7 protein-coding genes are annotated in these 7,775 nt (G+C 69.3%); all 7 read right to left on the bottom strand.

Annotated features, from left to right (window positions below):
* Positions 1 to 585, bottom strand: a 585-nt coding sequence (locus JAN01S_RS15920) for an alpha/beta fold hydrolase (RefSeq protein WP_068319740.1), incomplete at its 3' end; no start/stop codon positions are given.
* Entirely contained in the window at positions 582 to 1,577 is a 996-nt protein-coding gene (locus JAN01S_RS15915) for an acetamidase/formamidase family protein (RefSeq protein WP_169797252.1), read from the bottom strand. The genes JAN01S_RS15915 and JAN01S_RS15920, both read right to left, overlap by 4 nt.
* Before the next feature lie 5 nt (positions 1,578 to 1,582).
* Positions 1,583 to 1,906 (bottom strand): hypothetical protein, encoded by a 324-nt coding sequence (locus JAN01S_RS15910; RefSeq protein WP_068319736.1) that lies wholly within the window; start codon positions 1,904 to 1,906, stop codon positions 1,583 to 1,585.
* Positions 1,903 to 2,784, bottom strand: coding sequence for a DODA-type extradiol aromatic ring-opening family dioxygenase (locus JAN01S_RS15905; protein ID WP_068319734.1), 882 nt, complete (start codon positions 2,782 to 2,784; stop codon positions 1,903 to 1,905). Before JAN01S_RS15905 ends, JAN01S_RS15910 begins: the two co-directional genes overlap by 4 nt.
* Before the next feature lie 28 nt (positions 2,785 to 2,812).
* Positions 2,813 to 4,558, bottom strand: a complete 1,746-nt coding sequence (locus JAN01S_RS15900; RefSeq protein ID WP_068319732.1) for a hydantoinase B/oxoprolinase family protein — start codon at positions 4,556 to 4,558, stop codon at positions 2,813 to 2,815.
* Positions 4,559 to 4,587: 29 nt separating this feature from the next.
* Positions 4,588 to 6,687 carry a hydantoinase/oxoprolinase family protein gene (locus tag JAN01S_RS15895; protein WP_068319729.1) on the bottom strand — a complete coding sequence of 700 codons (2,100 nt, stop codon included), beginning with the start codon at positions 6,685 to 6,687 and terminating at the stop codon, positions 4,588 to 4,590.
* 111 nt (positions 6,688 to 6,798) lie between these two features.
* Entirely contained in the window at positions 6,799 to 7,536 is a 738-nt protein-coding gene (locus tag JAN01S_RS15890; protein ID WP_068319728.1) for an IclR family transcriptional regulator, read from the bottom strand.
* Positions 7,537 to 7,775 lie beyond the last annotated feature (239 nt).

Here is a 7,775-nt window from a genome sequence, read left to right as displayed (position 1 = left end):
AGCGTGCTCCGGGTGAGCGAGGACCATGTCAGCGCGGCCCTGGATGAGCTCGTCGGTGGCGAAGTCGGAGTTGAAGGTCATGACGTCGACGAGCTCGCGCATGGTCTCGAAGGAGGGCTGGCGGTACCCCTTCTGCAGGACCTTCAGCCCCTCGGTCAGGCCGGTGGCGCCCATGAGGGTCGAGGCGCCGGAGGAGGAGCCCATGGTGATGAGGCGGTGGACGCGCTCGGGGTGCTCGTAGCCGAAGCGCAGGGTCGTGCCGCCGCCCATGGAGTTGCCGATGATGGTGGCCCGCTCGATCTCGAGGGCGTCCATGAGGTCGACGAGGGCGGTGGAGTGGTCGCGCTCCTGCCAGGTGACGGGGTCGGACTCGCCCCAGCCGGGCATGTCGGCGGCGATGACGTGGTACTTCTGCGCGAGGCGGGGGATGTTGGGGGAGAAGTTGCTCCAGCCGGTGGCGCCGGGGCCGGAGCCGTGGAGCAGGATGATCGTGTCGGTGTTGCCGACGCCGGCCTCGTTGATGTGGATGGTCCACCGGCGGGTGGGCACCATCCGGCTGGTCGACGCGTAGGTCAGCTCGGTCATGACATCGAGTCCTCGACGGATCGTGTGGCCAGGCGATTGTCGATGACGGCGTGCACCCCGACGACACCGTTGACCATCTGCGTCACCCGTACGTCAGCTGCGATCGAGCACAGCGTGTAGGCCTCGTCCTGTGCGAAACCGTGGTCGGCGAGCCAGTCGACGAGGTCGTCGATCGCGTCGTGGGCCGCCTTCTCGAGGACGGCTCCGAAGCCGGTCGTGACGAGGTGCTCCGCGGTCTCGACGCGTGGGGTCCGCAGCGTGGCGCCCTTCTCGAGCGAGAACCGCAGCCGGACATGGTCCATCCGCGTCTCGATTGCGGTCTGGTTGACCTCACCGTCGCCCTGGACGGCATGCGCGTCGCCGCAGTAGAAGCCCGCGCCCTCCCGGAAGACCGGCAGTCGCAGCCTGGCTCCGACGACGAGCTCGGACAAGTCCATGTTGCCGCCGAAGGCTCCCGGTTCGACGGTGCTGCGCGGCCCCCCTTCGAGCGGTGCGACGCCCATGATGCCGAGGAAGGGGCGAAGGGGGATCGTCACCTTCCCCGCCAACGTCGTCGTCATCGACTCGCGGTCGAGCGAGAAGTGCCGGATCGCGCCCTCCGGGAAGCGCTCCTGCAGCACTCCCCGGCCGCGGGGCTGCGCGACGACGAGGTTGAATCCGTGATCCCCGGGGGTCAGCTCGAGGACGTCGACCACGAGGGTGTCACCCGGGCGGGCGTCCACGACGTCGATCGGACCGGTGATGGAGTGCGGACCGAGCGCATCGGGGAAGGAGGCGCGCAGGCCGGGGAAGTCGGCCATCGTCGTCTCCGGGGTGACCCGGTCGCCCCAGTGCCCCCACGTCGACAGCACGACCTCGTCGCCCGACTCGACGTGCAGCGCCGCCGGGGCGTCGGGGTCGATGACCCCGACGCTGACGCTCTCCTCGCTCGCGGGCAGCCGGTGGACGCGACGGCTGCCCGACTGCGCCGCCACCTGATCACCGGTGTTCACGGCACTCACTTCGTCACCGTGCCCGGGCCGCCGAGCGGCTCCTGCCGGATGGAGGCCAGGAGCTGCTCGACGGCACTCGTGGCGCCGGAGCGGTTGTTCGCGAAGAGGATCCGGGCGAACTGGGCACCGAGGTAGGGGTGGAAGCCCAGGTCGTAGAGCGCACGGAAGTCCCGTTCTTCGATGGCCGTGCGTTCTGCAGGGGTCAGGTCGTAGCGGTCCAGGACGCTCGCCTCGTCCGCGACGAACTGCTCCCGCAGCTCGGCGTCCCACTTGAGGTCCTGGACGAGGTCGTGCGAGACGAGGGCGAGGTTGATGTCGTCGAGGCTCACCGGTCTCCCCCCTTCGCGCCGACGGGGTCCGGGGTCATGTCCCATGAGACGGTGCCGATACCGCACCGCCACTGGTCCCACGCGGTGTACCCGAGCACATCGCAGCGACGTTCGCCGATGGCGCCCATGACGAGGATCCAGCTGAGGAGCTCACCGGTGCCGCCGCTGCCGGCCTCCTCGAGGCGGTCCACGCTGATCTCGCGAAGGACCTTGTCGTGGTCGCCGTTGGACAGCAGACCGAGGAACCAGCGGTCGAAGTCCTCGTCGATCCAGAAGTCACGCACCCCACCGGGCTCGTGGCTCATCCCGCCCGTCGCGAAGAGCCCGACCCGCAGGTCGTCCGGCAGGTCCTCGCGGATCACCTCGGCCAGGTGTCGGCCGATCTCGTAGCACCGGTCCTGATCGGGGAAGGGTGGAACCGTCACGTTCTGCAGGATGGGCACGAGCGCCACCCCGCTCGACTCGATCTGCGTCTTCACGACGGGGACGGAGACGTTGTCGTCGAAGTTGAGGTTCTCCCGCGAGGCGGTCACGCGGACTCCCCGTCGGCTCAGGCCGTTGAGGATCTCGGTGCCGACGTCGGGCCGGCCGGGGACGGCGTACTCACCGCACCCGAGCCAGTCCTTGAAGAACTCCGCGGGGCCACGGTGCTCCGGGGCCAACCCGACGACGAAGTCGGGGTACTCGCGGATCCGGTTGTTCGCCATGTGGTCGTTGGCGATCATGATGATGACGTCGAGGTCAGCCTCCCGGATCTGTCGGGCCAGCTCACCGTAGGCGGAGCTGACGACCCGCTGGGACTGCTCCGGAGCGACGTCGAACATCCCGATGAGGCCGGGGGCGTGACTCGCCGCGACGGCGAGCGAAATCTGGGCCATGGTCTGGCTCCCTTCTCCTGGGTGGTCGTCAGACTGCGGCGCGCAGCCGGGCGGTCTCGTCCTCGAGCAGCGTCTTGGACACCGGGTCGACCGCGACGCCGTAGACCTCGCGAGCCGCCTCGGGAGAGACGACGCCTTGCCGGCAGTCGCGCACGACGAGCTCGACGGGCCGAAGGTGCGGGTTGCCGAAGCCGCCGCCACCGCTCGCGATGACCTCGAAGACGTCACCCTCGTTGAGCGTGTAGAAGGCGTTGGACGCGATCTGCTCCGGCTCACCTCCGGCGCGCGTGAGCGTCAGGCTCTGGACGATGCCCGGGCGTCCGCCGAGCAGGCCGACCGGAGCGGTCTCGGGCATGAACCCGCTGCCGTACGTCGCGCAGGTCACGCCGTCGGTGAGCACCCGCCACCGGTACCGGACCCCCAGGCCGCCGCGCCACTGGCCGCCGCCCGCGCTGTCCGGCAGGTACTCGAGCTCCTCGAGCAGGTACGGCGTGTCCAGCTCGTGCAGCTCCGGGTCGGGCGTGCGCAGCCCGCCGAGCGTGTTCGAGGGGGACAGGTGGTCCCAGCCGTCGAAACCTTCCGTGGCGCCGCTGCCGCCCTTGCCGAGGAAGTGCAGGTCGCCGAAGTGCCTCCCGGTCCGCGGGTTCATCCCCATCGTCGCGGGCGTGCACCACCGGGCCCAGCCGGCGTGCGTCCGCTCCGGGATCGCCTGCGAGAGTGCGACCCACACGGCCGAGGCGATGGCCTCGCAGGTGGGTACCGTGCACGCGGCGACGGGAGCCGGTGCGTGGGGGTTGGCGATGGTCCCCGCAGGCGCGATGACCTCGATGGGCTCGATGGCGCCGTCGTTGTAGCGGATGTCGGGGTCGATCGCGCCGAAGAGCGCCAGGTGCGCCGAGGAGACGGTGTTGGCGAGGGTCGAGTTGATGAAGCCCTGGGCCTGCTCGTCGCTGTCGCTGAAGTCGAAGACCATGGACTCGCCGTCGACCCGGATCGTCAGGGCGACGCGGTAGTGGCGATCACGGTCGATGCCGTCGTTGTCGATGAGGGCGTCGGCCGTGTACTCGCCGTCGGGGATCCGGGCGATCTCCTGGCGAACCTGCCGGGCACTGGCCCGCAGCAGCTCCTCGCTGGCGCCGTCGATGACCGCAGGGCCGTACTTGGTGAGCAGGTCGCGCAGCCGACGCTCGCCGATCGCCGTCGCCCCGATCTGGCAGTTGAGGACGCTCTCGACGAGGGGACGCATCCGCACGTTGGACAGGATGAGCTCCCAGATGTCCCGGCGCGTCTCACCGCGCTCGACGATGCGGGCCGCCGGGATGCGGATCCCCTCCTCGAGGACGTCACGGGCGCCGGGGTGGAACCCGACGACGCCCCCGCCGCCGACATCGGCGTTGTGCCCCTTGTTCGTGGCCCAGAAGACGAGCTCGCCCTCCCAGAAGACCGGCCGGGCGATGGTGATGTCCGGCAGGTGCGAGCCCCCGTCGAAGGGGTCGTTGTGGATGAAGACGTCCCCCTCGTGGACGTCGTCGCCGAACATGTCGAGGATGGAACGGAGGGCGAAGGGGGTGGCCCCGCCGATGACCGGGATGTAGTGGGTCTGGGCGAGCAGACGTCCGTCGCCGCTGAAGAGGGAGGTCGCGAAGTCGCGCGCCTCGACGAAGATGGGGGAGCGGGACGTGCGCAGCATCGTCTCGCCCATCTCGCTGGTGATGCCGTCGAGGGCGTTGCCGATGACGGCGACGAGGATGGGATCCGTGGTGGGGTGAGTCATGTGAAGTCTTCCTTTCGGACCGGTGCCGGTCACTGGCTGGCAGCGAGCTCGAGCGGCTCGATGACGTAGTTGCCCTGGGCGTCGACGGTCAGCTCGTGGCCCTCGGTGAGGACCACGGTGGTGGTCGGCTGCTCGATGATGGCGGGCCCGACGACCCGGTTGTCCCGCTGGAGAGCGAGGCCGTCGAAGACATCGGTCAGGATGCTCGTGCCGGAGAAGATCGCCTCACGACGACCGGTGAGCGCCGCCGACGGGTCAGGACCAGCCGACGGGGTGTCGAGGAGCCGGGGCTTGACCGTTCGCCCGAGCGCGGTGAGACGCACGTTGATCAGCTCGGTCCCCTCGCCGGGCATCGTGTAGCCGTTGAGGGCCTCGTGTCGCTCCTCGAAGTCGGCGACCAGCTGCTTGACGGCGACTCCCGTGAGCTCCCCGTCGAATCGCACCGGGATCTCGATCTCGGTGAACTGCCCGATGTAGCGGATGTCGGCGCTGAAGACGAGGTCGACGTCCTGCGGCGCGACGTTCTCGCTCTGCAGGGTGTCCAGGGCCTCCTGCCGCATGTCACGGTAGAGCTCGCTGACCTGGTCGAGGTCGAGGGAGTCGATGTCGGACACGAAGGTGCGGGCGTAGAGGTGCTTGAGGTCCGTGAGAAGGGTCCCGACGGCGCAGAAGACCGAGGAGTCGCGCGGGACGATGATCCGCCCGATGCCGAGGTCCTGCGCGATCGGCACGGCGTGGATCGGACCGGCGCCGCCGGCGACGACCATCGTGAACTCGCGGGGGTCGACACCGCGCTTGACGGAAACTGCACTCACCGCCTCGGCCATCGTCGCGTTGACCACCCGGGAGATGCCGGAGATGGCCTCCGGGACCGACAGTCCGAGGGGCTTGGCGACCTTCTCCTCGACCGCGGTGCGCGCTGCCTCGACGTCGAGCCTGAAGGCACCGTCGCCGAAGGAGTCGGGGTTGAGGTACCCCATCAGCAGGTCGGCGTCGGTGGTCGTCGGGTTCTCGCCCCCGCGGCCGTAGCACGCCGGGCCGGGGTTGGCCGTCGCGCTCTGCGGCCCGACGCGCATGATGCCGCCGGAATCGACCCAGACGAGGGAGCCGCCGCCCGCCCCGACGGTGTGGATGTCGAGCATCGGCAGGGCGACCCGGTAGCCACCGATCTCGCTTTCGTTGGTGAGGAGTGGCTGTCCGTCACGGATCAGCGCGACGTCGAAGCTCGTCCCGCCCATGTCGACGGTGATGACGTTGTCGGACCCATGGGCGCTGGCGAACTGCAGTGCTGCCTCCGGAGCCGCGGCCGGCCCGGACATGAGCGCGTTGACGGCGCTCTCGCTGGCGATCTCGGGCGACATGACGCCGCCGTTGGACTGCACGATGAGCAGGCTCCCGCCGAAGCCGCGGTCGGACAGCTGCTGCTTGATGTTGGCCAGGTAGGTCTGCAGCTTCGGTCCGACGAAGGCGTTGAGCACGGTGGTGCTGTGCCGCTCGTAGGCGCGGATCTGCGGCACGACGTCGCTGGAGATCGTCACGAAGACCCCCGGCAGCTCCTCGCGGAGGATCTGAGCGGTCCGCTGCTCGTGCTCCGGGTTGAGGAAGGACCACAGGTAGGAGACGGCGACGGCCTCGACGCCCTGCTCCCGGAAGAGCCGGGCGGCATCGCGCACGTCCTCCTCGACCAGCGGCGTGATCTGGTCACCGTTCACGTCGGTGCGCTCACGCACCGTGGCGATGAGATCACGCGGGACGAGTGGGGTCGGAGGCGCGTACTTCGAGTTGTTCTGGTGCTCCCGGATGCCGCGACGCATGTTGAGCAGGTCGCGGAACCCGCGGGTCGTGACGAAGCCGGTCTTCGCGCCCTGCCGGGTGAGCACCGCATTGGTGGCGATGGTGGTGCCGTGGACGATGGTCGAGACCTCACCGAGGAAGTCCGTGAGGGACTGGCCGAAGCTCTCGGCCGCCCTGCCCAGACCGTTCAGCAGGCCCTCGGACGGGTCGTGCGGGGTCGTCGGGGACTTGAAGATGCGGGAGGTGCCGTCCGCCTCGACGACGAAGAGGTCGGTGAAGGTGCCTCCGATGTCGATGCCGATGCGGCGTGCTGCCGTGCTGGTTGCCTGGGTCATTCAGAACTCCGTTGTCGTGAAATGTGGCCGAATGCCGGGGACGCTAATCACGGCTCTCGGGCACGGCAATCAGCTGTCCGGACCAGCCGGACAACCTCGACGTCAGGTTCTTCAGGCGACGTTCGACAGGTGCTGGGCCGCCTCCACCACGGCGCGCGCGTACCCATCCCCGTGCGACTCGAGGCGGGCGACGGGAAAGGACATGCTGAGGGCCCAGGCGGTGTCCCCGTGGCGGTTGGTGATGGGTGCGGCGAGGCTGCACACGCCGTCGACGTACTCCTCCACGTCCAGCGCGTACCCGCGCCCGGCGACGCGGGCGAGCTCATCGCGAAGGGAGTTGAGGTCGGTGATCGAGCGCCGCGTCAACCCTGAGGGCAGGCCCGTTCCGTAGAGGTCCACCAGCTCGGATCGGGACAGGGCCGCGAGAAGCACCTTGCCGGAGGCCGTGCAGTGCGCGGGCAGACGCTCGCCGACCCGCGCGAGGTTCACGCGGACACCGGTCGGTGGCGCGATCTTCTCGAGGAAGACCACGTGGCTGCGGTACCGCGACACGAGGTGCATGGTCTCGTGGTGAGTCTCCACCAGTCGGCGCATGGTCTCCCACGCCGGACCCGAGATCTCGGATGTCATCCGGGCCCGCAGACCGATCTGGAAGGCCCGCCAGCCGAGGCGGTACCTGCCACGGCCGACCCTGCGCAGCAGACCGACCTCGGTCATGTCCTGAAGGGACTCCCACACGGTGCTCTTCGGCAGGTCGAGCGCCCGACAGACGTCGGTGACCGTCCACTCGGGCACGTCCGACGTGAAGAGGTCCAAGATCCGCGCGACGCGCTCCAGGCCCAGGCTCATGAGTCACCCGTTCTGGTCACGTCTGAAGTGTAGGAGCGTCCGAGGCGCAGCCCCTCGCCGCGCAGAGGTCAAGGCGCCCCCACCTTCGCGGAGGAGGGCTACGGCCCTGAGTCATGTGGTGACTCAGGGCCGTGGTCGTGGGGTTGGGGTGGTGTGGGGAAACTCCGGTCCCTGAGGAGTGAGGCCGTCAGCGGCCGAGCGTCTCGAAGGGCAGCCAGCGAAGGGTGGTCAGCTGGTGG

Source organism: Janibacter anophelis NBRC 107843 (assembly GCF_001570945.1).
Lineage (GTDB): Bacteria > Actinomycetota > Actinomycetes > Actinomycetales > Dermatophilaceae > Janibacter > Janibacter anophelis.
This window is presented reverse-complemented; position numbering and strand designations above follow the sequence as displayed.